General features: G+C 73.4%; 20 protein-coding genes and 1 pseudogene. 6 read left to right on the top strand and 15 right to left on the bottom strand.

Annotated elements, in window-relative coordinates; translation table 11 throughout:
* Window positions 1–5 precede the first annotated feature (5 nt).
* Window positions 6–869: pseudogene (locus tag I5071_RS21015) on the bottom strand (NAD(P)-dependent oxidoreductase); the annotation flags it as partial.
* Window positions 854–1,630, bottom strand: coding sequence for an SDR family oxidoreductase (locus tag I5071_RS21010; protein WP_419249660.1), 777 nt, complete (start codon window positions 1,628–1,630; stop codon window positions 854–856). The pseudogene I5071_RS21015 and the gene I5071_RS21010, both read right to left, overlap by 16 nt.
* Window positions 1,631–1,725: 95 nt before the next feature.
* Here I5071_RS21010 and I5071_RS21005 point away from each other — a divergent pair, with 95 nt between their 5' ends.
* Complete coding sequence (locus I5071_RS21005) at window positions 1,726–2,619, top strand: LysR substrate-binding domain-containing protein (protein ID WP_236607284.1); 894 nt, start codon at window positions 1,726–1,728, stop codon at window positions 2,617–2,619.
* A gap of 3 nt (window positions 2,620–2,622) precedes the next feature.
* On the opposite strand, the gene I5071_RS21000 is transcribed toward I5071_RS21005, so the two are convergent.
* Together I5071_RS21000 and I5071_RS20995 are read right to left on the bottom strand one after the other, a co-directional pair.
* On the bottom strand, window positions 2,623–3,114 hold the full coding sequence (locus I5071_RS21000; protein WP_236607283.1) for a hypothetical protein: 492 nt from the start codon (window positions 3,112–3,114) through the stop codon (window positions 2,623–2,625).
* A gap of 68 nt (window positions 3,115–3,182) precedes the next feature.
* Window positions 3,183–5,450 carry a PQQ-binding-like beta-propeller repeat protein gene (locus I5071_RS20995; RefSeq protein ID WP_236607282.1) on the bottom strand — a complete coding sequence of 756 codons (2,268 nt, stop codon included), beginning with the start codon at window positions 5,448–5,450 and terminating at the stop codon, window positions 3,183–3,185.
* Between the two features lie 118 nt (window positions 5,451–5,568).
* Here I5071_RS20995 and I5071_RS20990 point away from each other — a divergent pair, with 118 nt between their 5' ends.
* Window positions 5,569–6,018, top strand: a complete 450-nt coding sequence (locus I5071_RS20990; protein WP_236607281.1) for an NUDIX domain-containing protein — start codon at window positions 5,569–5,571, stop codon at window positions 6,016–6,018.
* A gap of 27 nt (window positions 6,019–6,045) precedes the next feature.
* On the opposite strand, the gene I5071_RS20985 is transcribed toward I5071_RS20990, so the two are convergent.
* The 4 genes from I5071_RS20985 to I5071_RS20970 are packed head-to-tail and all read right to left on the bottom strand — an operon-like array spanning window position 6,046 to window position 10,444.
* Window positions 6,046–6,243: a heavy-metal-associated domain-containing protein gene (locus I5071_RS20985; protein WP_236607280.1), complete on the bottom strand. Its 198-nt coding sequence runs from the start codon at window positions 6,241–6,243 to the stop codon at window positions 6,046–6,048.
* Between the two features lie 10 nt (window positions 6,244–6,253).
* Window positions 6,254–7,354 carry a glycosyltransferase family 4 protein gene (locus tag I5071_RS20980; protein ID WP_236607279.1) on the bottom strand — a complete coding sequence of 367 codons (1,101 nt, stop codon included), beginning with the start codon at window positions 7,352–7,354 and terminating at the stop codon, window positions 6,254–6,256.
* A gap of 7 nt (window positions 7,355–7,361) precedes the next feature.
* A complete protein-coding gene (locus tag I5071_RS20975) occupies window positions 7,362–9,038 on the bottom strand; it encodes an alkaline phosphatase family protein (RefSeq protein ID WP_236607278.1) in 1,677 nt (558 codons plus the stop codon).
* On the bottom strand, window positions 9,035–10,444 hold the full coding sequence (locus I5071_RS20970) for an alkaline phosphatase family protein (RefSeq protein ID WP_236607277.1): 1,410 nt from the start codon (window positions 10,442–10,444) through the stop codon (window positions 9,035–9,037). The genes I5071_RS20975 and I5071_RS20970 overlap by 4 nt, the downstream gene beginning before the upstream one ends.
* 174 nt (window positions 10,445–10,618) lie before the next feature.
* Here I5071_RS20970 and I5071_RS20965 point away from each other — a divergent pair, with 174 nt between their 5' ends.
* Complete coding sequence (locus I5071_RS20965) at window positions 10,619–13,882, top strand: response regulator (RefSeq protein WP_236607276.1); 3,264 nt, start codon at window positions 10,619–10,621, stop codon at window positions 13,880–13,882.
* Between the two features lie 6 nt (window positions 13,883–13,888).
* Here the strand turns inward: I5071_RS20965 and I5071_RS20960 are convergent, their stop codons facing one another.
* Window positions 13,889–14,623 carry a glutathione S-transferase family protein gene (locus I5071_RS20960; RefSeq protein WP_236607275.1) on the bottom strand — a complete coding sequence of 245 codons (735 nt, stop codon included), beginning with the start codon at window positions 14,621–14,623 and terminating at the stop codon, window positions 13,889–13,891.
* A 95-nt stretch (window positions 14,624–14,718) separates the two neighbouring features.
* Here I5071_RS20960 and I5071_RS20955 point away from each other — a divergent pair, with 95 nt between their 5' ends.
* On the top strand, window positions 14,719–15,588 hold the full coding sequence (locus I5071_RS20955) for a 3-hydroxyacyl-CoA dehydrogenase family protein (protein WP_236607274.1): 870 nt from the start codon (window positions 14,719–14,721) through the stop codon (window positions 15,586–15,588).
* On the opposite strand, the gene I5071_RS20950 is transcribed toward I5071_RS20955, so the two are convergent.
* The 6 genes from I5071_RS20950 to I5071_RS20925 all read right to left on the bottom strand — a co-directional run bounded on the left by I5071_RS20950 (window position 15,569) and on the right by I5071_RS20925 (window position 21,392).
* Window positions 15,569–15,832 (bottom strand): hypothetical protein, encoded by a 264-nt coding sequence (locus tag I5071_RS20950; protein ID WP_236607273.1) that lies wholly within the window; start codon window positions 15,830–15,832, stop codon window positions 15,569–15,571. The two genes, I5071_RS20955 and I5071_RS20950, sit on opposite strands and share 20 nt — an antisense overlap.
* Before the next feature lie 104 nt (window positions 15,833–15,936).
* Window positions 15,937–17,457 (bottom strand): hypothetical protein, encoded by a 1,521-nt coding sequence (locus I5071_RS20945; protein ID WP_236607272.1) that lies wholly within the window; start codon window positions 17,455–17,457, stop codon window positions 15,937–15,939.
* The gene (locus I5071_RS20940; RefSeq protein ID WP_236607271.1) at window positions 17,454–18,662 is read right to left on the bottom strand and encodes a M24 family metallopeptidase; all 1,209 of its coding nucleotides are present in this window, start codon (window positions 18,660–18,662) and stop codon (window positions 17,454–17,456) included. Before I5071_RS20940 ends, I5071_RS20945 begins: the two co-directional genes overlap by 4 nt.
* Before the next feature lie 5 nt (window positions 18,663–18,667).
* Complete coding sequence (locus I5071_RS20935) at window positions 18,668–20,092, bottom strand: rhodanese-like domain-containing protein (RefSeq protein ID WP_236607270.1); 1,425 nt, start codon at window positions 20,090–20,092, stop codon at window positions 18,668–18,670.
* The gene (locus I5071_RS20930) at window positions 20,089–20,895 is read right to left on the bottom strand and encodes a lysophospholipid acyltransferase family protein (protein ID WP_236607269.1); all 807 of its coding nucleotides are present in this window, start codon (window positions 20,893–20,895) and stop codon (window positions 20,089–20,091) included. The genes I5071_RS20935 and I5071_RS20930 overlap by 4 nt, the downstream gene beginning before the upstream one ends.
* Before the next feature lie 86 nt (window positions 20,896–20,981).
* On the bottom strand, window positions 20,982–21,392 hold the full coding sequence (locus tag I5071_RS20925) for a hypothetical protein (protein WP_236607268.1): 411 nt from the start codon (window positions 21,390–21,392) through the stop codon (window positions 20,982–20,984).
* A gap of 38 nt (window positions 21,393–21,430) precedes the next feature.
* Between I5071_RS20925 and I5071_RS20920 the strand changes: the two genes are divergently transcribed.
* On the top strand, window positions 21,431–21,910 hold the full coding sequence (locus I5071_RS20920) for an acyl-CoA thioesterase (RefSeq protein ID WP_236607267.1): 480 nt from the start codon (window positions 21,431–21,433) through the stop codon (window positions 21,908–21,910).
* Window positions 21,907–22,770, top strand: coding sequence for a helix-turn-helix transcriptional regulator (locus tag I5071_RS20915; RefSeq protein WP_236607266.1), 864 nt, complete (start codon window positions 21,907–21,909; stop codon window positions 22,768–22,770). The genes I5071_RS20920 and I5071_RS20915 overlap by 4 nt, the downstream gene beginning before the upstream one ends.
* The last annotated feature ends 33 nt before the right edge of the window (window positions 22,771–22,803 follow it).

Genomic DNA, 22,803 nt, shown 5'->3' with positions numbered 1-22,803 from the left:
GCCCGTCAGCGCGCGGGGCGGATCACGTCGATCAGACGTCCGAGGCCGTCCGCGCCGTGGCCCGCGTCGACGCACGCGCGCATCCAGCGCTGCATCGTCGTCAGGAGCGTCGTGTCGGTGCCCGACTCGCGGCTCGCTTCGACGAGGTTGTCGAGCGCGAGCAGCTGCATCGCGAGGTTCGAGCCGTCCGCGAACTCGCGGGTGTCGATCGCCGTCGCGATCGCAGGCACGTGGCCGTTCATCGCCTGCAGCCACGGCACGAGGAGCGTCGCGAATTCGCCGGCCGACACACCGCCGTGCCCCGCCATCGCGATCGCCTGGAGCGCGCCCGCGAAGAGGCCGTTCATCCCGGTGAGGAGCGCGAGATCGAGCAGCGCGGCGCGCCCCGGATCGTCGCCGACGAAGCGCGCGGCGCCGAAGCGCGCGAGGACGTCGCGGTGTCGCTCGAACGCCGGCGCGTCGCCCGAGTAGAGCACCAGCGCGTGCGGTGCTCCGATCATCTCGGGCGTCGCCATGATGCCGCCGTCGACGTAGCGGACGTCGTGCTCGCTCGCCCAGCGCGCCATGCGACGTGCCTGCTCCGGCGTGCCGTTGGTGAGGTTCACCACCGTCTTGCCGCGCAGGTGCGTGGCCACCGCGCCGAGCACCTCGCGCGTCGCCGCGTCGTTCACGAGACAGACCACCACGAGCTCGGCGTCGCGGATCGCGTCGTCGAGCGTGTCGGCGCGCTTCGCCTCGAGCGAAGGCGCCCTGCCCGGAGTGCGGTTCCACACCGTCACCGGCGCGCCGTGATCGAGCTGCGCGCGCGCCAGGGCGGTCCCCATCGCGCCGAGGCCCAGCACCGCGATGCGAGTCATGCGCCCTCCTTCGCGACCGCAGCACCGAGGCGCTGGCCGAGGCCACCGTCGACCGCGAGCTTGGCCCCGGTGGTGAACGTCGCGTCGAACGCGAGGAACAGGACCGCGCGCGCGACCTCGTCGGAGGTCCCGTTGCGGCGCATCGGCGTGACCGCGTCCCCGAGCGCCGCGAACGACGCGCGCTCCTCCGCGCTGAGCCCGACGGTGCCCTTGGTCGGCGTGTCGATGAACCCGGGAGAGACGCAATTGACGCGGATGCGGCGGGGCAGGAGCTCCGCGGCGAACGTGGACGCGAACGACACGAGCGCGGCTTTGGTCGCCGAATAGACCGCCATCCCGGGCTCGCCGCCGGTGTCGGCGACCGACGACGTGAGCACGATCGCGCCCCCGTCGCGGACCAGCGGCGCGAGGGCCTGCACGACGAAGAACGCACCGCGCGTGTTCACCGCGAAGTGGCGGTCGTACGACTCCGGCGTGACCTCGTGGAAGGGCGTGAGCTCGGCGACGCCTGCGTTGACGAAGAGGAGATCGATCACCTCGAGCGTCGATCGGACCTCGCGCGCGAGCGCGGCGATGTCGGTGAGGCTCGAGACGTCGGATCGGAGCGCGCGGCCTCGCACACCGAGCTTCTCGGCGGCGGAGCGGACGTTCTCCTGGTTGTTGCCGGTGACCAGGACCTCGGCGCCGCCGGCGATCAACGCCTCTGCGGTGGCGAGCCCGATTCCGTGCGTTCCGCCGACGACGACTGCGCGCCGGCCCTTGTAGCGATGGATGCTGTCGACCATCGTCGTGGTCTACGCGCGCCGAGATCGGTCGGACATGTCGCTGTCGTGGACTCATCGTTCACGCGCGTGGACTTCGCCGGAACATGCTGAATCTCAACGATGTGCACCTCTTCGTCCAAGCCGTGGATCGGAATGGCTTCAGTGCGGCGGCCCGCGCGCTGGGGATTCCGAAGTCGACGATGAGCAAGCGAATCGCCGCGCTCGAGGAAGAACTCGGCGTGACGCTGGTGCATCGGAATTCGCGCCGATTCGCGCTCACCGACGTCGGGCGCGAATTCCATCGCCACGCCGCGGCGATGCTGGTCGAGGCAGACGCCGCCGAGCAGGTCGTGAGAGGGCGATTGTCGGAGCCGAGTGGGCTCGTGCGAATCACGTGCTCCATTCCGACCGCGCGAAGGTGGATGGGTGAATTGTTGCCCGAGATCGCCAGTCGATATCCCGCTTTGCGCGTGTCGCTGCACGCGACGGATCGATTCGTCGATCTCGCATACGAGGGATTCGATCTCGCGATTCGCGCTCATTTCGGCGATCTGCCGGACTCCGATCTCGTACAGCGTCGCGTCGCCGTGGATCCGATCTGGCTGGTCGCGTCTCCGGACTACCTCGCTCGTCGAGGGGCTCCGGCGAATCCGTCGGAGCTCGTGCAGCACGATGCGCTGATGGTCGATCCGTCGCGCGCGCAGTGGCGGCTCGAGGGCGCGCGCGGCGCGTCGGTCGAGGTGAGCCCGGTCGCGCGGATGTTCGCCGACGACTCCCACGTGCTCTCGCGCGCGGTGATCGGAGGGCTCGGGATCACCGCGCTCCCGAGCGAGCAGTGTCGCGCCGACCTGGAGTCGGGCGCGCTGCGACGTGTGCTCCCGACGTGGATCGCGGGTCGAGTCACCACGACGATCCTCACCCCGGGCCGAAGGGCGATGTTGCCCGCCGTGCGCGCGGTGTCGGATCTGCTCGCGACGCGGATGGCGCAGCGGGGCTGACGATCAGAGCGTCCGATACCAGACGACGAGACCGAGGAACCCGCACGCGCCGCCGACGCTGCTCGCGAGATCGCACGCGCTCTGGGACGCGCCGAACCTCGGCGCGACTTCACCGACGAGGAACAGTGCGGCGCCCGTCCACATCGCGAGCTTGCCGATCCTCGCTCGCGTTCGGGTCGAAAGGCCTGCCTCGGCGAGGGCGACCGACGCCGGCGTGCCCTCCTCGCGCGCGTGCTGGACGCGCTGCACGACCGGTGGAGCCCCGACGTCGCGCAGGATTTCCGAGACGCGCCCGGACACCAGCCGGATCGCGGTCTTCGGCAAGAACAGCGCGAGCACTGCGATCACGAGCGCGGCGATCGCGAACGCGAGCAGCGGACCGCGATCGCCGACGTACAAGACTGCCGCCCCGAGCCCGAGGGCGAGGACCGCGGCGACGCGACCCAGCAACGTTCCCGCCTCGCGGTCGTGTCGATCGAGCTCTGGCTCCGACATGCACGCGAGCATCGCACGCCAGGATGCGGATGGCGCGCCGACGAAAGCCGGCGCGACCGTTGACCCGATCAGACGCGCAGGAGCGTGAGGTGCGGCGCGGGCGCGAGCGCCGCGAGGTGACCGCTCTCCTCGGCGACGAACACCCAGCCGCGCTCGTCGACGTGCATCACGTCAGGCACGAGGTCGCAGGGGAGCGCACCGCCGATCGAGGTGCCGTCCGCGGTGCGCAGCACGTGCACCGTCGCCGCGGGCACGAAGAGCGCGCCGCCGCGAAGCAGGGGATCGAGTCGGCGCGGCACGTCGTCGCTCACCGGGTGCGCGAGGTTGCGCGACCAGAGCGCCTCGCCGCTCGCGAGGTCGAGCGCGTGCACGCTCCCGCGCGGCGTGTTGATCACGAGCGCGCGATCGAGCGCGAGCGCCGCGCCTCCGACGCCGAGGCCGGGATCGGGGCTCGACCAGCGCAGCGCGCCGGTCTCGGGATCGAACGCGACGAGCGAGCCGCGACGACCGCCGCCCACCGCGACCACCGCGAGCGAGCCCGCCGCGATGGGCGCGCTCACGCACGGCCCGCCGAGCGCCCGACGGAAGCGCTCGCGACCGCTGTAGAGATCGAGCCCGACGATCTCGCCCTCGCCGCGGCCCGGCTCGCCGGTCACCGCGATCGCGGTCTCGCCGCAGACCAGCGGGCGCAGGCAGAAGCGCGCGTGCGACGTGTGCCGCCACGCGACCTCGCCGTTGACCGCGTCGATCGCGTGCACCGCACCGTCGCCCGCGACCACGAGCAAGAGGCGCCCGCTGCGCAGCACCTGGAAGTCGCCGGCGCCGCGTCCCGAGAAGCGCCAGCGGAGCTCGCCGGTGCGGAGATCGATCGCGGCGAGGCGATCGCGTCCTTCGGCGATCACCGCGGTCGGCGGGATCGGCCCGCCCGAGACGCAGAGTCCCGTCGGCGGCCCACCGAGGCGCGGCGCGAGCTTGGTACGGAGCAGCGCTTCGCCACTGCCCACGTCGCGCAGCTCGACGAGCCCGTCGAGCCCGAGCCGCACCACCGCGGTGCCCGCGAGCATCGCGAGCGCGCCCGCGCCCTCGCGCTGCCAGATCACCTGACCATCGTCGCGGTGGAGCGCGAGCACGCGGCGCGGCGTCGCGACCACCAGGCGATCGCCGCAGAGGAACGTCGTCGCCGCGTCGAGCCCGTCGATCGCGGCGCTCCAGCGCGGCGTGAAGCGCAGGGCACCGGGGCTCGTGGTGCTCGCGACCGTGCGCGGCGCATCGGGCGGCGACGACGCGCGGAGGCGATCGGGATCGCCGTTCACGAAGCCTTCGGTGCGCGAGCGCGCGCGCACGATGCGGCGCAGGCGGCGCACCTCGTCGCGCAGCGCGGTGATCCGCAGGTTGCGCGTCTGCGCACGATCGACGCCGACCAGCGCACGCACGAGATCCGACGCGATGCGCAGGATCGGCAGGCTCGCCCCGGGCAGATCGAGCGCGGGGATCGTCACCACGCCGTCCTCGTCGCTCCCGAGCGTGAGCGCGATCTCGCCGTCCTTGTCACGGCGCAGGCCGATCACGAACCCGCCCGAGCGCAGGCGCACGTTCATCGCGCGCTCGTTCTCCGCGGCCTCGATCAGCGCGCGCACCGCGCTGACCATGCGCTGCACCGCGAGCATGATCGGGCCGCGCGAGAGCGGGATCCGGCGCCCGCGCACCCACGCCCAGAGCGCGCCGCCGAAGAGCATCGCGTGCACGTCGGCATGCGCGACCACGTCGCGCGGGCTCTCGGGCGACGCGAAGATCGCGGCCTCGAACCCGAACGAGAGCGGCTGCTTCTCGCCGGGATCCTCGAGCGCGCCGCCCATGCGCCGCGTCGCGCAGAGACCGCTGTCGGCGTCGGGCGCGATCGCGACCTCGGTCGCGCGCTGCACGAGCCGCGTCCCGAGCTCGCGCGTCCACGGGTCTTCTTCGCCGCCGAGGCGCGCCGCGAGCGCGCTGCTCGTCGCGTCGAGGAGCGCGCGCAGCGGCACGCGCCGATCGAGCACCACGACGTCGGGCGTCGAGTCCGTGTGGTAGTAGGACACCAGCACGTTCGCGCCGCGCCGCAGGATCGCCCACTCCGCGGGGTGCGCCGTGATCGGGAGCAGCGACTTGCGCCGCGTGCCCTCGGCCATCGCGAGCAGCGCGCCGAGCAGATCACCGAGCGCGGGGAGCTCGGTGAGCGGCGCGTCGTCGCTCGTCGCGGCAGCGCCGAGCAGCAGCGTCAGGAGCGAGCCCTCGGTGGCGAGGGGAAGGGCCTTGTCGTCCTCGTGACGCGGCCGCGGGTGGAGCTGGATCACCGTCATCCGTGCATCGCCTCGTGCGCTCTTCGACCTGAGCGAATCGTAGGTAGGCGCACGTACGCAGATCCATTTTTCGCGCGTTTTCGTCGCTTGTTTGACGCCGCGCGCGAGATCGGGATCCGTGCGCGATCCGATGTCGATCACGCGCGCAGAAGAGAAGGACGCGTTCGTCGTCGCGGTGGTCGCGGTGATCGTGCGCGACGATCCCGACGGCGCGCGGCGCGTGCTCGCGATGCGACGCGCGGCGACGAAGGACGCGGGCGCGGGCATCTGGGAGACGTGCTCGGGGCGGCTCGAGGCGGACGAGCAGCCGATCGACGCGGTGGCGCGTGAGGTGCGCGAGGAGACCGGCCTCGAGGTGCGCGTCGACGCGACGCCGATCGACGCATACGCGATGCGACGTCGCGAGCGACCGATGGCGCTGATCGTCTATCGCGCGACGTGGATCGCGGGCGAGGTCCAGCGCTCCGAGGAGCACGACGCGCACGCGTGGTGGACGCTCGCCGAGGTCGAAGCGAGCGCGATGCCGGCGCGCCTCGTCGAGGCGGTGCGGCGCGCGCTCGCGCGCTGAGCCGCGCGAAGCGGCCGGGCAGACAGCTCAGCCGACCTCGTAGCCCGCGTCCTGCAGCGCGGCGACCAGCACGTCGCGGGTGACGCGCTCCTCGCACTCGACGCTCGCCTTGCCGATGGCGACGTCGAAGCGGCGCACTCCGTCGACCTGTCGCAGCGCGTCCTCGACGGCCTTCACGCAGTGTCCGCAGCTCATGCCCTGCACCTGGAGGTCGACGTTCTTCATGCCCGAGCGTCTAGTGCTCGGAGAGCACGCCGTCGAGCACCGCGAGGAAGCGCGCCGCGGAGAGCTCGCGCGCGACGAAGCGCGGCCCGGCCTCGGCGAGGCGCGCGCGCAGCGCGGGATCGCCGAGCGCGCGATCGATCGCGCTCGCGAGATCGGTGGACGCGAGGACCACGTCGTCGAGCGCGAGGCCCGCAGTCGCGCGGGGCACACACACGACCGGCACGCCGCGCGCGAGCGCGTCGATCAGCTTGATCGGCAGTCCGCCCTCGGACTCGCGGGGGACCACGACGAGATCGGCGGCGGCGTGGAGCGTCCGCCGCTGCGCCTCGCTCCCGTCGAGCGCGACGACGCGTCCCGGCGTGCCGCGGGCCTCGCTCGCGGTCGCGATCACGAGCTGCAGCGCGGGGCGTCTCTCGCGAAGCGTCGCGAACGCCGACCACAACGCGTCGAGGCCTTGATAACGATCGAGGTTGCCCGCGTAGAGCACCACCTCGTCGCGCCCATCGAGACCCAGCGCGATGCGCGCAGCGAGTCGCTCGTCCGGCGTGATCGGCGCCGCGAGCGACCACGGGATCGGCAGCCACCGCACCTCGCGATCGGCGAGCGAGGACAGCGTGCGCGCGAGCACCGGCGACACCGCGAGCGCGGCGTCGGCGCGCTGGACCAGCATTCGATCGAGGGCATCTCCTGCTCGCCTCGCGAGCGCGCTCCAGCGCGGCTCGAAGTAGGTCGGGAGCTCCGGCCCGAGCGCGGTGTGCGCGACGAAGATCACCCGCGCCGTGCGCGCGAGCAGCGCCGCGCTCGCGGCCTCCACGTGATGCGCGATCACGACCTGGGGCCGGGCCCGCGCGATCGCTCGAGCGAGCGCGACGTCCTGCGCGACCTTGGCGAGCGAAGGCCCCGAGCGCAGCGAGCGATCGCCGTACGCGTGTCGCAATCGGAGATGCGTGAAGCGCGGTGTCTCGATCTCGGCCGCGCCGTGCGCGTACGTCAGCAGACGCGCGTCGCGACCCGCATCGGCGAGCGCGCGCAGCATCGCCGCGATCGCGGCTTGCGTGCCCTGGGGCGAAGGGAAGGGCAACGCCGCGACGTGCAGCGCTTCAGTCGACATGCGGCGCTCAATCAACGTAGCCGACGGCGCGCAGGCGGGCCTCGGTGCGCGCGAGATCTCCGCTCGATGCACGATCCGCGCGATCGACCGCGGGCAGCTCGCGCGTCGGTGCCGCGCCGCGCGTCAGCAGCTCGCGCAGCACGCGCCCCGCGAGCTCGGGCCCCGGACGCACGTCGAGCCGCGCCAGCAGCGTCGCGGTCGCGTCGGCGATGCGCGCGTCGATCTCGCCGACCGCGCGGACCCTCGGGCCCGCCGCGACGAAGAGCCCACGGGCGCGATGGCTGCCGGGGAGCGATCGACCCTTGCGCCCGAGGTGCTCGCTCGGCGCGAGCTTGCGGAACGCGCCGGTGCCTGGCGGTGCGCTCGCCGAGGGCAAGAGGTTCCACGAGCCCCCACGATCCAGCGCGAGCTCGAGCAGCAGATCGGGCGCGCGGAACACGAAGGGCCCGCGATAGAGCTCCTCGCGCGACCACACGTTCGCGATCACGCGCTCGCCGGTCCACGGATCGCGCAGCGACTCCGCGAGCGACTCGATCCGCGCGCGCAACGCCGGCACTTCGCTCGGCTCGACCACGCCCTCGGGCTCGCGCCCGCGCAGGTTGAAGTGCAGCGCCGGGAAGTAGTTGAGCTCGTCCGAGAACACGCGCGTCCGCGCGAAGTCGATCGCGCCGAACCGCGCCCGCGACTCGAGCTTGCCCGGGAGCGCCTGGCCCATCGCGCGGAACACGACGTCGCGCCCGCGCGGCCCGAGCAGACCGAGCCCGAGGTCCTTGATGCGGGCGACCGGGCTCGTGCCCTCGTGACCGGGCCGGAACGCGAGCAACCCTGCGTCTGCGAGCGCGCGATTGAGGTAGAGCACCTTGTCCGATGCGCCGCCCGATCCGTGATCGCTCACGATCGTGATCTCCACGCTCTCGCCCGCGCGCGCGACCAGCGTTCCCACCGCACGATCGAGCGCTTCGTACACGCGCGTCAGGCCGGTGCGCGCGTCGTCCGAGACACGATCGGGATGACGCGGCGAGCTCGGATCGTGGTGCGCCCAGAGGTGGTGCGACGCGGTGTCGCTCTCGCCGAAGTAGACCGCGAAGAGGTCCCACCCGCGGCGCTCGAGCATCCACGTCGCGAGCTCCACGCGCTCGTCGATGCGCGCGACGAGCTTGCCCGCGAGCGCGTCGTGCCAGCCCGGACGATCCGCGTCGAACTCGTCGACGTCGCCCCAGCGGATCGCGCCGAATCGCGCCCGCACCTCGCTCCACAACGAGGGCGGCCACACGAACGAGCGATCCGCCTCGAACGCGACCGGCGAGTCCCAGCCGCTCACGAACGCGCCGTGCTCGAGGCGCTCGGGCGGCCAGGTCGCGGGGAAGCCCAGCACCGCGCACGACATGCCGAGCCGATCGAGGCGCGCCGCGATCGTCGGCGCCTCGCGCACCGTGCCGCCCGCGAAGCGCACGTTCGTTCCGTCGCGCACCGTGAAGTCGAACACGCCGTGCACGCCGGGGTCGACGCCGGTGAGGAACGTCGTCCAATTGGGCAGCGTCGCGGGCGGCATCACACTGCGCAGGCGTGCCCACGCACCGCGCGCCATCAGCGCGTGCAAGTGCGGCAGGCGTGACGCGCCGAGCGACGTGATCACGTCCACGTCGGCTCCGTCGAGCCCGATCACCAGCGCACGCGTGCTCATCGCAGTCTCCTCAGATCCTCGCCGAGCCAGCCCTCGGGCACGTCCACGTCGCAGAGGCGCAGCGCGCTGACGCCGACGTCGTGGATCGACGCGCCCTCGACGCGCCCCGCGCGCGGCACCTCGGGCCCCGCGAGCACGAACATGCCGTCCCAGTCGTGGTTGCATCCGTCGGCGCCGCGACCGCGCGACGCGCCTGCCTCGTCGGGCCCCGCGAACACGCGCCCGGTGCCCACCTCGCCGAGCGCGCGTCGATCGAGATCGTCGAGGAACACCATGAGGTCCGGCGGCGTGCCGTTCGCCGCGCGGTACTCGCGCGAGGGGCGCACCACGCGGTTGCGCATCGCACGTCCGTGCTCGTCGCGCATCGATCCGAGCGCGTGCTCCAGCGCGTCCAGCGCGCTCGCCTCGTCGCGCGGCTCGATCGCGCCCTCGGGAAAACGTTCCTTCACGTTGAGCACCACGCGCGCGAAGTAGCCGCCCTCGGCCCACGCGCGGGTGCGCGCCCAGTCGACGTCGGCGTGCTCGATCGAGCACGGCGCATCGGGCTCGCGGCGCAGCACCAGCCATCCTTCGCGGCGCAGCCACTCGTTGAGATACACACCACCGCGCAGCGGGCGCGCGCCGTGATCGCTCACGAGCATCACCGTGACGTCGCGCCCCGCGCGCTCGATCAGACGGCCGATGCGCGCGTCGAGGAACGCGTAGAAGTCGCGCGCGTCGCGCACCTGCGGCGAGCTCGGATCGTGCCGCGGATCCGAAGGATCGAGCGCGGGCCACATCGCGTGGTGCAGTCGATCGGTGCCCATCTCGACCATCATCAGGAGGTCGGGGCGCTGCGTCGCGAGGACGTGCTCGGCGACGTCGAAGTGCTGCGTCGCCGCATCGTGCAGCGCGTCGATCAGCGCGTCGTCGCTGTGCTCCGATTCGGACGCGCTACCATGGGGCACGTCGGGCGTGTGCGGACCGAAGCGCGCCTCGAGCTCGGCGCCCAGCGAGGGCGGCCAGGTGTGCGCCGCGTCGGAGCCCGGCGTGAGCAGGCACGAGACCATCGTCCCGTTCGCGATCTCGCGCGGCGGCCAGGTCGGCGGCACGTAGAGCGCGGCGCTGCGACGGCCCGCCGCGCCGAGCACGTCCCACACCCGCGGCACGCGCACGTCGTCGGCGGTCGCGACGCGCAGCGCGCGCGAGCCCGGCACGCGATTGCGGAAGCCGTAGATGCCGAGCTCACCGGGATCGCGTCCCGACACCATGCACGCCCACGCGGGCATCGTGATCGGCGGCACCGTCGACCGGAGCGCACCGTAGGTCCCGCGCGCACGCAGGGCGCCGATCACCGGTAGATGTGCGCTCAATCGATCGAAGACGAGCGCAGGCGGCGCGCAGTCGAGCCCGAGGACCAGGAGCACGGCGCGGCCTACCACGTTTGAGCGCCCGATCGAGCGCCCCTGCGATGGGATCTTCGCGTCCGGGCATCCAGCGAAGAGCGGCTGCGATCCGGGCCGTCCGGAGGGTCACGTCGGAAAACGGCGAGACCGTGCAGCTTTCCGTTATCCTCGTGTCCTCGGAGCCCGTTCGTCCCGATGAACTCGCCGAGCAAGCGCGCCGCGCCCCTCACCCGGTCGGGCGACGATCGTCCGACGGTGCTCCTCGTCGGCGGCGGCGAGCGCATGCAGGAGGCGCTGGCGAGCGCGCTCGAGCGACACGCGGTCGCGGTCGAGCAGGCGAGCACGCCGAGCGCGGTCGACGCGGTGTTCGTCGGTGCGCCCGACCTCGTGATGTTGCTCGGCGACGCCGCGGACGACGACGGGAGCGCGGTGCTCGCGCGGCTCGCGGCGAACGTGGCGACCGCGGTGGTGCCGGTCGCGATCCTCGGCGGCGACGCGGCGCTCGATCGCAGGCTCCAGGCGTTCCGCTTCGGCGCGGTCGCGGTGGTCGAGCGCAGCGCGAGCGTCGACGCGATGGCGCGCCGGATCGCGGAGCTCGCCCACGAGCTGCCGGAGCGCTCGGGCGAGACCGCGGGGGAGCTCGGCGAGGCGAGCCTCGACGAGGTGGTCGAGCTCTTCTCGCGCCGGCTGCGCAGCGGGATCCTCGCGGTGACCACGCCGGGCACCGAAGAGGGCGCGCGCATCGTGCTGCGCGGCGATCGCCCGGTGACCGAGGCGATCGAGGAGTTCGTGCAGCGGATCCGCCCGCTGGTGAGCCGCGCGGAGCCGCTGGTCTGGGAGTTCCAGGAGTCGCCGACCGGCAAGCTGCGCCAGCTCGATCTCGGCGAGCCCTCGGGCGAGATCGATCTCGGCGCGGTGTTCGGCGATCGACGCATCGTGCTCGTCGAGCGCAGCCCGGCGCGCGCCGACGATCTCGTGCAGTCGCTCCGTCAGCGCGGCGCGCACGTCGTGGTGATCGACGGCGAGGGCACGAACGTCGCGAAGGCGCGCTCGATCGATCCCGACGTGGTGGTCGTCGACGTCGACGGGGTGGGCGGATGGGCCGCGAGCACGATGCGCACGATCCGGCGCGACACGCGGCTGCGCTGGGCGTCGCTGCTCGTGGTGCGCGCGCAGGAGCTCTGGCCCGACAGCGCGCCCGAGCCCGACGTGATGCGCCTCGCGTCGGGGCTGCGACCGCTGATCGAAGCGGACGACGCGATCGAGCGGCGCGCGCGCGACGCGAAGACGCCCTTCGAGCTGCGCATGGAGACGACGGGCCCGGCGCGCATGCTGCGCGCGCTGGCGCGCACCCAGCGCACGCTGCACCTCAGCGTGCGGCACCGCCGCGCGCAGATCGCGATCGATCTGGCCGAGGGCCTGCTCGTCGGCGCGAGCGCGAAGCTCGAGGGCGCGACGCCGAGCGCGGAGAAGACGGAAGTGCTGGGCTCGACCGCGCTCGCCGCGCTGCTCGCGCTCGGCTCGGGGCGCGTGCGGGTGGAGCCGCGCACCGCGCCTTCGCTCGCGAACCTGATGGCGCCGGTCGACGCGGCGATCGCGGCGGCGGATCGCGAGGCGCCGCCGCTGCGTCCTTCGCTGCCGCCCGCGAGCATGCCGCCGCCCGCGTCGGGGCCCGGCGCAGTGCGGCCTCCGCTCGGAATCACCGTGCCGCGCCCCCCCGGCGCACCCGCGCTGCACGTGCCGCTGCCCGCGGCCGCGCCGGCCGCGGTCGCGCGCTCGAGCGATCCGCGCGAGCTCGTGCAGCAGCTCGAGTCGCTGCTCGACAAGCTGCGCGCGACGCTGCCGATCGACGCAACCGCGGGGACGCGCGCGCCTGCGCCGGCAGCGCCTCCCGCAGCGTCCACCGCCGCGCCTGCCCCCGCGCCGGTACCGCCTTCGCCGGCACCGGCGTCGATCGCGGCGCCCGCACCGGCGCCGATCGCCGCGCCGCCGAGCGCCGATGCATCGTCGGGCTCGATCGCGCCCCGCGCGCGCACCGTCGCGAACGCGCCGGCGCCCGGCTTCACCCGCGCGAAGAAGAAGACGATCGTCGGCCTCGCGCCGCCCTCCTCGCCGCCGCCGGCGCCCGAGCCCGCCGCGCCCGTCGCCGCGTCCCCGCGACCGCCGATCCCGCTCGACGAGATCCTCGGCGAGGAGCCCACGCGCGAGGTCGCACCGCTCGAGATCAACGCCCTCGCCGCGGCCGCGCGGGCGGGCCTCGCGCCGGTCGATCCGCGTCACGTCCCCGAGCCGCTGCCTGCGTCGCGCGCCCAGCCGAAGAGCGCGCTGCCTGCGCCGAAGCTCTCGGTCACCGAGCTCGCCGCCGTCCCGAGCCCCACGCGGGCCGTGCCGCCGCCCCCGATGACCGAGCCCGAGGCGCTCGCGTCGTCGGAGCTCGCGCCGCTCGCGTCGTCGGAGCTCGCCGCGCCGGCCGAGCGGCCCTCGACCGCCCCGTCCGCGCCGCCGGAGCGCTCGGTCGAGCTCGATCCGTCGTTCGATCTCGACATGGCGCTCGCGCAGCTCCCGAGCGTCCCGCCCTCGGCGGGTGCGGAGCCGATCGAGCTCGCGCCGCAGCCCACGTCCGCGGCGCCCCCGCACTCGCCGCTCGCGAGCGCCGCGCCGAGCCTCGCGCCTGCCCCCGCGGTCACCGCGATCCCGACGCCGGCCGAGGAGACGACGCTGATGCCGGTGCGGCGCAAGCGCGCACCGTCGATCCTGCTCGCGCCGCTGGCCCTCGTGATCGTGCTCGCGATGGTCAGCGCGGGCGCGTACGTCGCGTATGCGCGCGGGGTCTTCGGTCCGACCGCGGAGGCCACGCAGCAGCTCCCGGTCGTGACGGCGCGCCCGGCCGAGCTCGCCGGAGTGCGGCCGAGCGCGGCGGCGGGCGCGGTCGCGCCGACGACGGCGGTCGCGCCGGTCACGCCCGAGCCCGAGGCCGAGCTCGAGGCCGAGATCACGCCGCCGCCGGCCGAGCCCGAGGCCCCTGCCGTGGTCGAGCTGGAGCCGGAGGAGGCGGAGCCCGAGCCCGAGCTCGAGGCGGAGCCCGAAGCCGAGGCCGAGCCCGAGGGCGAGCAGCGCTCGCCGACCGATCAGCTCATCGCGCGCGCGAACTTCCGGCGCAACAACGGTGAGCTGCAGGCCGCGGAGGCCGACTACCTGCGCGTGCTGCGCACCGACCCGCGCAACGCACGCGCGATCGCCGGGCTCGTGCGGCTGCACATGGCGCGTCGTGATGCGCGCGCCGCGACGCAGTGGGCCCGCCGTCTCGTCGCCGCGCGGCCGAACCTCCCCGCGAACCACGTGCTCCTCGGCGACGCGCTGCTGCTCGGCGGCGATCGCGACGGCGCACGCCGCGCCTGGCAGCGCGCGCTCGAGATCAGCCCCGGCTTCCGCGACGCACGCCGCCGTCTCGGGCAGTGACCGCGCTCAGCGCGGCTTGTGCCGCGCGACGATGCGGTCGCGCCACGCGAGCAGGTCCTCGTGCTCGCGCGCGAGCGTCTCGTCGGTCCACGCCGCGCGCGTCGCCTCGCCGAGCGGCACGAGGTGCTCCGACGGACGCACGATCTGCAGCGCCGACGCCATCGCGACGTCGGCGAAGCTCGGCTCGCCGATCACGTGCTCACCGCGCTCGAGCGCGTCGCGAAGCTTGCGCAGCGTCCATCGGATCGTCCCGCGATCCTGCTCCGCTTCCTCGGCGCGCACCCCGTGCTTGCGCACCAGGTACTTCAGCGTCGCGTCGGCCGCGGGCAACGACGCGCGCCGCAGCATGCCCGGGATCCAGCTCGGCATGCTCTCCTCGAGCGCCCGCGGGCTCCGCTGCATCCGCGGCGTGAGCAGCGCGCGCCCGGCGCGCATCACCACGTCGGAGAGCCCGGTCCAGTGCACGACGTCGGCCTCGCGCCCCTTGGGGAAGAGCGGCGTCGCGCTCCCGATGCGGTCCGCGTGTCGCGCGATGTCGACCGACTCGCGCACCACCAGCGTCCCCTCGAAGAGCACCGGCACCGTCACCGGCCCGCGCGGCCATCCCATGCGCGCGCGGAGCACCGGCTCCCCGAGCATGGGCGTGTAGATCTCGTACTCGTACTCGAGCGCGTGATGATCGAGCGCCCAGCGCGCTTGGATCGACCAGGGCGAGTAGGGCATCCCGACGAGCCGACGCATGGCGCGCGGACTCTATCGCAATCTCCGCTCGCGTGAGAGATCGCGCCGCAACGCCCGGACGACCGTGGTACCGCGCGCTTCGGAGGTCGAGGCCGATGAGCGAGATCGCGAAGGTGGTGGTGGTCGGCGCGGGCACGATGGGCCACGGCATCGCGCAGGTCTGCGCGCAGAGCGGTCTGCGCGTCACGCTCACCGACGTCAGCGAGGCCGCGGTCGGCAAGGGCGTGAGCGCGATCGACAAGAGCCTCGAGCGCCTGGTGCAGAAGGGCAAGCTCGCCGCCGAAGCGCGCGATCGTGCGCGCGCCGCGCTCGCCACGTCGACCGATCCCGCGGGCGCGAGCGCCGACGCCGATCTCGTGATCGAGGCGGTGCCCGAGAACATGGCGCTCAAGCTCGATCTCTTCCGCGCGATCTCGGGCCGCGCGCCCGCCCACACGATCTTCGGCACCAACACGTCGTCGCTGAGCGTCACCGAGATCGCGGGCGCGACGAACGATCCCGCGCGCGTGATCGGCCTCCACTTCTTCAACCCGGTGCCGGTCATGGAGCTGCTCGAGATCGTGCGCGGCCTCGGCACCAGCGATGCGACCACCGACGCGGCGCGCGCGTTCGCGTCGCGCATCGGCAAGCGCCCGATCGTCGTGAAGGACTCGCCCGGGTTCGCGACGAGCCGCCTCGGCGTGATCCTCGGGTGCGAGGCGATCCGCATGCTCGAGACCGGCGTCGCGAGCGCGGAGGACATCGATGCCGCGATGGAGCTCGGTTATCGCCACCCGATGGGCCCGCTGCGCCTGACCGATCTCGTCGGGCTCGACGTGCGCCTCGCGATCCTCGAGCACCTGCACCGCGAGCTCGGCGAGCAGTTCCGTCCGCCCGCGCTGCTGCGCCAGATGGTGCGCGCGGGCCGCCTCGGCAAGAAGGTCGGCCGCGGGTTCTACGAATACCCTAGCGACGCGACGAAGTGAGCCGCCGGGCGCGCCGGCTCACGGCGCCGATCGTGTCGAGAACGCTCGGGATCTCGATCCGGAACGTGCCGCCGCGCCCAGGATCCCATCCCGCCGCGATCGCCGTGCGGATGAGCTCGCGCACCTGTGCGGGCGTGATGCCAGTGCCGTGCGGTGCGATCCGATTGTCGGGACGCGTGACGCGCAGGTCCAGGACGAGCACGCTGCGCGCTCCGTCGCTCGCGCGCTGAACAGCGACAGTCATCGGCGACGACTCGATTGCCTGGCGGTACGTCGGACGCTTCCGGATGCGCCAGCGGTACGAGATGCCGTCCGCATCGATCGGGCGACTGCCACGTGTCGGGATGCTCATCGGAGATCGCTCGGGGCCGGGTAGGGCGGCTCGAGCGATCCCACTCGCAGGTCCTCGGGCAGCGCGGGCAGCGCGAGGTCGGTGCGGGCCCACACGTCGTAGTAGCGCTGGTGGTGCTGGCGCACCCGGCCGAGGAACGTGTAGGGCTCGCGCAGCGCGCCGAAGACCGCGCGATCCATCTCGTAGAAGAGCGCGCGCGCGTGAGGATCTTCGACCGTGAGCACGACGAGCTCGGGTCGCTCGGGCACCACGTCGCGGGGGTCGAGATCGCGCCCTCCGGGATGCGGCTGGGTGAGCGCGCGCGGATGGATCTCCGCGACGTGCACGTGATCGCCGACGAAGTACGCGAGCACGCCCGCATCGCGCGTCACGAGCCACGCGCCCGCGGGCAGCTGGTCGCCGAGCCATCGCGCCGCGCGCTCCGCGTCGTTGCCGGGCTGCGCCGAGTGCGCGACGTCCGCGGCGCGGACCACGCGCGCCCACGGCGTGATCGGCAGCAGCACGAGGTCCGCGGCGATCACCAGCCCGGCGATGCGCACCAGCGGCAGGCGCACCCGCGCGAGCGCCCCGGCGAAGAGCGACCACGCGAGCGCGAGCGGCGCGAGCAGGAGGCGCCCGCCGGGCATCCACATGTCGACCGAGAACGCGACGGCGACCAGCAGGATCACCAACGAGCCCACCGCGGTCGCGGCGACACGCGCCCCGGTGCGCCACGCGAGCACCTGGCCGAACAGCGCAACTCCGAGCCCGATCATCCAGAATCCGCCATCGGGCCGGAGGTACGCGAGATCGAACGCCAGCCGCTCGGCGAGCGGCTTTCCCGCCTTGGCGGCGAAGGTGTTCGGCAGGAGCGCGCCGTAGACGACGATCCGGAACAGGGTGATCGCCGCGAGCGTCACTGCGCCTGCACCCGCGATCGCCCAGTGCTCGGGCTTCGAGACGCCGCGCGCGAGATCGAGCGTCGCGAGCACGGCGACCACGGCCGCGCCCTCGGGACGCAGCGTGATCGTGGCGATCGCGAAGAGGACACCGAGCCCGCGCCGCTCCGCGATCACCGCCCACGTCGTGCCCAGCACCGCGGCGAGGAAGAGGCTGCTCTCGAGCCCGTTCGTCGTGACGACCGCGAGGTGGGGATCGAGCGCGAGCCCGAACGGCGCGAGCAGCGCGACCGCGGACACGCGGCCATCGCGGTCGTGCGCGATCTCCTGCGCGATCGCCGCGCTCGCGAACACCGAGAGCACGCCGCCCACCAGTCCGGCGCTGATCATCGTCGCCTGGAGCGACGCGCCGATGCGCGACGCGAGCGCGAGCATCAGCGTCCACGCGAGGTTCGTGAAGCCCTCGATCGGCGGCTGGCCCGCGTCGTAGACCAGCCCGTGGCCCAGCGCGAGGCTGCGCGCGTAGCGCGCCGAGATCCACGCGTCGTCGACCACCGATGGCGCGGTCGGCCACGCGAGCACGAGGAGCAGGGCGGCTGCGAGCAACGTCGCGATCGCGAACGTGCGCTGGGTGATCACGTCCCGCCGCGCGCGACCACGCGGATCGCGTCCTGCCCCGGATCGAGCACTGCCACGCCCTCGCGGTCGCGCATCACGCTCGCGCTGGCGCGCACCCCGAGCTCCTCGCGGTACACGCCCGGGTGCACCGACCACGCGAGCCCCGGGAGCACCTCGCGCGTGTCGTGGATCTCGAACGCGTCGAACGTGCAGCCCTCGCCCGAGAACGGCACGCGCCCGAGGTGGTGCCCGGTGCGGTGCGCGACGTGTCCCGCGTCGCCCGATCGCGCGAGCACCGCGCGCGCATGCTCGTCGACCTCGAACCCGAGCAGGCGCGTGCCCCGCTGCGCGCGCTCGCGCAGCAGATCGATCGCCGCCTCGCGCGCGTCGCGTGCTGCCGCGAACGCGCTCGCGGCCTCGCGCGTGACCTCGTCGATCGCGAGCACGATCCCGCGGTGCGCGAACGGCGTGCAGCGCTGATCTTCGCGCGCGACGAGATCGATCATCACCACGTCGCGCGGGACCACGCGGCGATCGCGCTCGCCCGAGCGCTGGTGCCGCTCGCGGGTGTGCCGTCCGCTCGCGACCAGCGGCGGGCGGCCGAGCACCAGCCCGCGCGACCGCATCGCGTCGTCGGCGTGCGCGCGGATCTCGCTCTCGAGCGGCGTGCGCTGCGACGCGAGCATCTCGACGATCTCCGCATCGACCTCGATCAGCTTCGCGACGGTGCGTGCGTGGCTCGCGCGCTGGGCCGCGCTCCACGGCGCGAGGAAGCGGTTCACGAGGTCCGCGCTCGAGACGACGCGCGGCCCGTAGCTGCGCACCAGCTCGACCGTGCCCGCGTCGACGCGCGAGAGATCGGGATTGCCCCCGATGTCCTGGTGCTCCATCGCGATCGCGCCGCGCCGCGGGAGCGTCCGCTCGAGCTGCTCGCGCAGCGAGCCCCACGCGTCGTAGCGCAGCTCGTCGCCGGGCAGCTCGCCGAACGACTCGATCTCGATCGAATGCGCGATCAGCGCGGGCATTCCGTCGGCGGGGACCCAGTAGAAGAAGCGCCGCATCGGCGCGACCTGCTCGAGCCCGAGCGCGCGCACCGCGATGCCGTTCTGCCCGCGATGATCGTAGAGCAGCCAGCCCTCGAGACGCGCGTCGCGCAGCGCGAGCTGGATCTCGCCGAGGCGCGCCGCGATCGTCCCGCCCGTCTCGATCTCGTCGCTCGCGCCCATCGTCGTCAGGGCACGTGCCCGACGTGCTCGACGCTCACGCGACCGCGCCGATCGAACGTGAGGTCGTAGATGGGAAGGCCCTTCGCGAGGCGGCCGAGCGTTGCCATCATGCGCACCTGCGAGAGCGCGCTCATCTCGGCGAGGAGCGCCTCGCGACGGCTCTCGTCGATCGGCACGAGATCGCCCTGCTCGCAGAGGAAGCTCGCGGTCTCCACGCGCAGCGCGTCCACGACCTGCGGGTGGTTCACGAACATCTGCGTGCCCATGCCCTTCGGCGAGACGAGCGGCACCGGCGTGTACGAGCGCAGCTCGTCGTGCACCCGCACGTTCACCACCGCGCCCTCCTGGTGGCCGCCGGGCAGCGGCACGAACTCGACGTCGGCCGCGCCGTTCCAGCGCAGGCGATGGAACGCGCGCAGCACGTCGCGCACGAGCTGGGGCCGCGCCTCGTACTGCGCGTGCTCCTGCATCATCAGCTTGAGGTGACCGCACCCGACGTGGGGCGGCTGCACCGAGTACTCGAGCAGGAGCTCGCGCACCGACTCGGGCGGGTGCTCGAAGAAGCGGCGCCACTGCATGGTCTCGCTGATGCCCGCGACCGCCTCGTCGAACCGGCGATCCCCGCGCAGCGCCGCGATCATCGTGTTCGCCGCCTGCACGTCGCCGTGCATGTAGAAGCGGCCGAAGGTGTCGACGCGTCGCGAGAGCAGCTCGGCGACCTCGCCGGGGCGCAGCTCGCGACCGAGCACGCGCTCGAGCGCGTGCAGTGCGAGCAGCAGCTCGCCGGAGTCGCCGCCGGGCGTGCCGATGACGCCGGTCTCGTCGCGTCCGTCGACGCACGAGAGGCGACCGTGCAGCAGCAGCGACGCCATCTTCACCCAGCGCACCGAGAGCGGATCGCCCACGTGCTCACGCACCGCGTCGATCGAGAGCGGCCCCGGGCGCGCCGGGACCTCGGGCGCGTCGCGCAGCTCGTCGCGCCGCGCGAGGATCGACGAGTCGCGCGAGACCGCGAAGCCGAGCGAGCGCCACGCGACCATGCCGCCGATCATCGACGCGACGAAGCGCATGCCCGCGACCTCGAGCTCTCGCGCGAGCGGGCCCGAGCGCTCACCGGCGCGCGAGACGAGGATGATCTTCGCGTCGCGATCGAGGCGATCGACGAGCGAGCGGGCGCGGCTCGCGGGGATCCAGTCGCATCCCGGGATGTGACCGAGCGGCCCGACGAGCTCGTCGGGCTCGCGCACGTCGACGATGCGCACTGCGCGCCCCTGTCGCGCGACGAACTCGGGCCAGAGCAGCGGGAAGCCGTTGGGCGAGCGCTCGAGGCTGGAGATCCAGTTCGCGCGCAGCATGCGCTCTTCGGGCGGCGCGGCGCCGATCGGCGGAACGAGGTGGTCGAGATCCCCGCTCTCGTTCGCGTCGCTCATCGATCCTCCTGGGGCTCGGTGGTCTCGGGGAGCGCGGGGCGCGCGCGATCACCGAGCGCGTCGATCGAGGCGCGGCGGCTGCGCTCGACGAGCGTCTGCACGTGGCTTCGCACCTCGTCCTCGAAGCCGCGCCGCACCGACGGCATCTCGAGCGTCTCGCCGACCGAGACCCACGCCGGCGTGCGAGCCCGCGCGAGGAACGTGCGCACGTGCGCGCCGAGGCTTCCGTCGGCGTACTCGTGCCCCGGCGTGTACGCGATGCCGACCGGCACGACGTCGACCGGCAGGCCCGCGGCCGCGCTGAACGCGCCGCCCTTGAAGGGCCGCACCTCGTCGCCCGCGAAGGTGGTGCCCTCGGGGAACACGATCACCGTGCGCTTCATCTCGAGCAGCGCGCGCATCTGGCGGATCGCGGCGGCGCCGCTGCGGCGATCGCCGCGATCGACGAACACCGTGCCGATGCGGTGCGCACCTCGCCCGACGATCGGCGCGCGCGAGACCTTGTGGTTCGCGAGGAAATGACCGCCGAAGAGCGAGAGCAGCGTGACGATGTCGAGCGGCGTGCGGTGGTTCGCGACGATGAGGCGACCGCGCCCGCTGGAGAGCGAGGGCTCGCCGTGCACGAGCGTGGGATCGAGCCCGACGATGCCGCGCATGCCGCGCGCCCAGCGGAGCTTCCAGTCGTCGATGACGGCTTCGCGATCGGGCGAGAAGCGCTCGATGACGCCGGCGCAGGAGAGCACCCACGAGGTCCAAGCGGCGACGCGGACGAGGCGCGACTGACGGCGGATGAGCGTGAGCATCGCTAGGAGGTGGGCATCGTCGCACGCTGAGGCGAGATCGGCGAGGTCTCGGCGGGGGCGCTCTCGAGCACGCGCTCGAGGAACGATCACGGCGCCGGCAGCACCTCGATCGGGGCGCTCGCTTCCACCACCAGCGCGCGGCAGTGGCCTGCTTCGCACGCGAAGCCGTCGACGCGCACGCGCATCACCGCGGTGCCTGCGGTGCGCGCCACGATCGGGACGCGGAACCGGAGCTCGCCGCCCGCTTCCTCGGCGTCGCCGCGCGTGAGCCTTCCGCGCACGACCTCGATCGCGCTGCCTTCGCTGCTCGGCGTGATCAACATCGGGCGCCCCGCGCGCTCGCTCGCGCGCACTCGCACGATCACCTCGGCGCGCGCTCCGACCGCGAGTCGCGCCGGTGGATCGAGCGCGACCTCGATCGCCGCGTCCGACTGCGCGCGCGCCACGAGCGCCGCGAGGGTGATCGCGAGCGCGAGGACGTGGGCGAGGCGGCGCACGCGACGGATATACCGCGGCGGCGTGCTACTACGCCCGCGTGAGCCACGAAGGAACGCCCCCGCCTCGCTCTCCGCGCGCGTCCTACACCGAGATGACGGAGCTCGTGCTGCCGCAGCACTCGAACGCGATCGGCACCGCGTTCGGCGGCACCGTGCTGGCGTGGATGGACATCTGCGCCGCGATCGCCGCGCAGCGCCACTGCGGTCGGACCGCGGTCACCGCCGCGATCGACAACGTGAAGTTCCTCGCGCCCATGCGCGTCGGCGACGTCGTGGTCCTCGCGGCGCGCGTGAACGCCGCGTTCTCGAGCTCGGTCGAGGTCGAGATCGAGGTGCAGGTCGAGGACCGCGCGACCATGCATCGCCGGCTCTGCGTCGATGCGTTCATGACCTTCGTGTGCGTCGACGAGAAGGGCAAGGCGGTGAAGGTCCCGCCGCTGCTCTGCGAGACCGCCGACGACGAGCGGAGAGCGAAGGACGCGGAAGCGCGGAGAGCGCGGAGGCTGGCGGAGCGGTGAGGGCCCTGCGCGCTCTCCGGCCGGTGCAGGAGCCGCCGGCGCGCGTCACGCGCATCACGGTCCATCGGCCGAGCCCGCCGCTCGATGGGCTCGTCGAGCTCATCTGGGCGGCGGACAGCTACGTGGCGCAGGCGGAGCGCGAGAGGGTGCTCCCGAGCGGCGCGCAGTCCCTCGTCGTCCACCTCGGCAACGGCCCGCTGCGCGTCTTCACCGACGAGGACGCGATCGACGCCACCGAGGTCTCGGGCGCGATCGTGTGTGGCGCGCGGGTGACGCCGCTGCTGATCGACACCGCGCTCGGGCCGACGGTCGGCGTGGAGTTCAAGCCCGGCGGGGCGCGCCCCTTCTTCGACCTGCCCGCCGATGCGATCACGGGGCGGGTCGTGTCGCTCGACGCGCTGTGGGGCGCGTCGGCTCACTCGCTGCGCGAACGGTTGATGGAGACGTCCTCGCCGCGCGATCGGGTGCGGCTCCTCGAAGACAACCTCCTGCGTCGGCTCGCTCGCTCGTTCGAGCTGGACGCCGCGCTGCGGCTGTCGCTCGATGCGTTCGAGGGCCGCGACCTCACGTCGGTCGGCGAGGTGAATCGCCGGACCGGGCTCTCACCGAAGCGCCTCTTGGCGCTGTTCCGCGACGAGGTCGGATTGAGCCCGAAGGCGTTCTGGCGCGTCCGACGGTTCCGTTCGGCGCTGCGCGCGCTCGATCACGGCACCCTGCGCGGCGCCGCGGTGGCCGCCGAGCACGGCTACTTCGATCAAGCGCACTTCGTGCGCGAGTTCCGCTCGCTCGCAGGCTCGACGCCTCGCGAGTACCTCGCCGCGCGCGTCGTCGGCACCGACCACGTCTCGGTGCGCCGGTAAAAAGATCCAATACGCGGTTCCGGTCCCGAGGCT

The sequence above is a fragment of the Sandaracinus amylolyticus genome, assembly GCF_021631985.1.
Taxonomy (GTDB): Bacteria; Myxococcota_A; Polyangia; order Polyangiales; family Sandaracinaceae; genus Sandaracinus; species Sandaracinus amylolyticus_A.
Note: the sequence above shows the minus strand (reverse complement) of the source record. Positions and strands in the feature narration are given on the sequence as shown.

What these genes read in the sequence shown, in the direction of transcription:
- I5071_RS21005 (WP_236607284.1), top strand. Translation starts at nt 1,726, where the DNA reads ATGCTGAATCTCAACGATGTGCACCTCTTCGTCCAAGCCGTGGATCGG.
- I5071_RS21000 (WP_236607283.1), bottom strand. Translation starts at nt 3,114, where the DNA reads ATGTCGGAGCCAGAGCTCGATCGACACGACCGCGAGGCGGGAACGTTG.
- I5071_RS20995 (WP_236607282.1), bottom strand. Translation starts at nt 5,450, where the DNA reads ATGACGGTGATCCAGCTCCACCCGCGGCCGCGTCACGAGGACGACAAG.
- I5071_RS20985 (WP_236607280.1), bottom strand. Translation starts at nt 6,243, where the DNA reads ATGAAGAACGTCGACCTCCAGGTGCAGGGCATGAGCTGCGGACACTGC.
- I5071_RS20980 (WP_236607279.1), bottom strand. Translation starts at nt 7,354, where the DNA reads ATGTCGACTGAAGCGCTGCACGTCGCGGCGTTGCCCTTCCCTTCGCCC.
- I5071_RS20975 (WP_236607278.1), bottom strand. Translation starts at nt 9,038, where the DNA reads ATGAGCACGCGTGCGCTGGTGATCGGGCTCGACGGAGCCGACGTGGAC.
- I5071_RS20965 (WP_236607276.1), top strand. Translation starts at nt 10,619, where the DNA reads ATGAACTCGCCGAGCAAGCGCGCCGCGCCCCTCACCCGGTCGGGCGAC.
- I5071_RS20960 (WP_236607275.1), bottom strand. Translation starts at nt 14,623, where the DNA reads ATGCGTCGGCTCGTCGGGATGCCCTACTCGCCCTGGTCGATCCAAGCG.
- I5071_RS20955 (WP_236607274.1), top strand. Translation starts at nt 14,719, where the DNA reads ATGAGCGAGATCGCGAAGGTGGTGGTGGTCGGCGCGGGCACGATGGGC.
- I5071_RS20950 (WP_236607273.1), bottom strand. Translation starts at nt 15,832, where the DNA reads ATGACTGTCGCTGTTCAGCGCGCGAGCGACGGAGCGCGCAGCGTGCTC.
- I5071_RS20940 (WP_236607271.1), bottom strand. Translation starts at nt 18,662, where the DNA reads ATGGGCGCGAGCGACGAGATCGAGACGGGCGGGACGATCGCGGCGCGC.
- I5071_RS20935 (WP_236607270.1), bottom strand. Translation starts at nt 20,092, where the DNA reads ATGAGCGACGCGAACGAGAGCGGGGATCTCGACCACCTCGTTCCGCCG.
- I5071_RS20930 (WP_236607269.1), bottom strand. Translation starts at nt 20,895, where the DNA reads ATGCTCACGCTCATCCGCCGTCAGTCGCGCCTCGTCCGCGTCGCCGCT.